We start from the raw sequence: 1,460 nt of genomic DNA, 5'->3' as shown, positions 1-1,460 counted from the left end.
GCGTCTTACCGGCACCCCTCTGACGTCAACCCGCAGTCTTGAGGTGTTGTCGGCTCGGGCTCTTCCGGGGGCGGTGGCCGGGTTGTAGCGTCGCTGGTGCGGGTCCGGGAAGTGGCTGATCCGAAGTGTCGATGAGCGGGTGTGAGTCGGCCGCGCTGGATTCTTGAGACGCCCCGCAATGCCCTCCCGGATCCGTTTCTCGTGCCGTGTTGGCAGGTGCGTGAGCTTCGGCGAGGAGTTGGCGGTAGACGGCGTCCGAGATCCGACGCTTCAGGCAGCGCATGGCCTCCATTCGGGTCTTGCCGGCGGCGAGCTTGCGTCGGTAGTAGACCCGGCCTTCGGTCTCGAGCCGGACCTGGCTGGCCGCGGCGATGTGCAGCATGTGGTTGACCTTGCGATTCCCGGCTCGCGACAGGCGGTGGCGGATCTGCTCACCGGAGGAGGCGTCCAGGGGCGCGGTGCCGGTCCAGGACGCGAAACGGTTGCGGTCGGCGAACCGGGTCACGTCGCCGACGTCGGCCAGGATCCGGGCGGCGACCACCGGGCCGACGCCGGGCAGGTCCATCAGATGTGAGCCTCGCGCCAGCACCATCTCCTTGAGCTCCTTGGTGTTCGCCTTGACCTTCTTCTCGATCACGACGAGCTCGGCGAGCAGTTCGGCGGCGAGTCGGCGGCGGGTCTTGCCGGCCAGGTCGCGTGGGCGCACCGAGGCGAGCATCCTCTTGGCCTGGAGGGCGGTGAGGTCCTTCTTGCCGGTGCCGGGCAGGAGCTCGGACAACAGCCGATGCAGTCGGCAGATGGTCTGCACGCGTGCCCTGGCGAGCTCGTCGCGCCGGTCGGCCAGCATCCGCAGCGCCTCGAGTTCCTCGTCGTAAAACAGCACCCGCAGTCCGGTGGTGCGAACCGCGACGACCGCGACTGCGTGCGCGTCGTAGGCGTCGGTCTTGCGGTTGTGTCCGGTGTCGAACGCTCTCGCCCGGGCCGAGAGCTTGGCCGGCACGTCCACGACGTGCTCGGCGTCGGCCAACAAGTGCTGGGCCAGCGGGCGCCCGGCGCCGTTGCTGCCCTCGACCGCCCAGACCCGGTCAGGCCAGCGCACCACGGTTCTGCGCATCGCCGCGTAGCCGGCCTTGTCGGTACCGAACCGGCCGGCGGCCAGCACCGTCTCGTGGTCGTCGACGACCTCGATCGTCACCGACAGCTTGTGGGGATCGACCCCGATGAACACCTTTCCCATCGCCATCGCCTCGTTCGTGTGGACCGGTTGAATCGCGAGGCGGGCATTGCTGTTACGAGCAGGGCAGTCCCCTCTGGAGCCACACCTCGGCACGGCGAGCGACGGCACGCAGACCGGAAGAGAGCCACACCAAGAACATGGTGGGCAGCCGCAAGGAGAGCGTCCCGCCGAACGCCTGGACCGAGTCTGGCCGGACACCGGTCCTAGCGGAATCGTCTAACAG

The 1,460-nt window shown here is 68.6% G+C and carries 1 protein-coding gene; it reads right to left on the bottom strand.

Annotated features, from left to right (window positions below):
• Nucleotides 1-25: 25 nt before the first annotated feature.
• Nucleotides 26-1,237, bottom strand: a complete 1,212-nt coding sequence (locus ACFQQI_RS19395; RefSeq protein WP_378567411.1) for an IS110 family transposase — start codon at nt 1,235-1,237, stop codon at nt 26-28.
• Nucleotides 1,238-1,460: the final 223 nt, after the last annotated feature.

The sequence above is a fragment of the Nocardioides sp. GCM10030259 genome, from assembly GCF_042666375.1.
In the GTDB taxonomy this organism is placed as follows: domain Bacteria; phylum Actinomycetota; class Actinomycetes; order Propionibacteriales; family Nocardioidaceae; genus Nocardioides.
The sequence above is the reverse complement of the archived record's forward strand: the minus strand, read 5'-3'. Positions and strand labels throughout refer to the sequence as shown.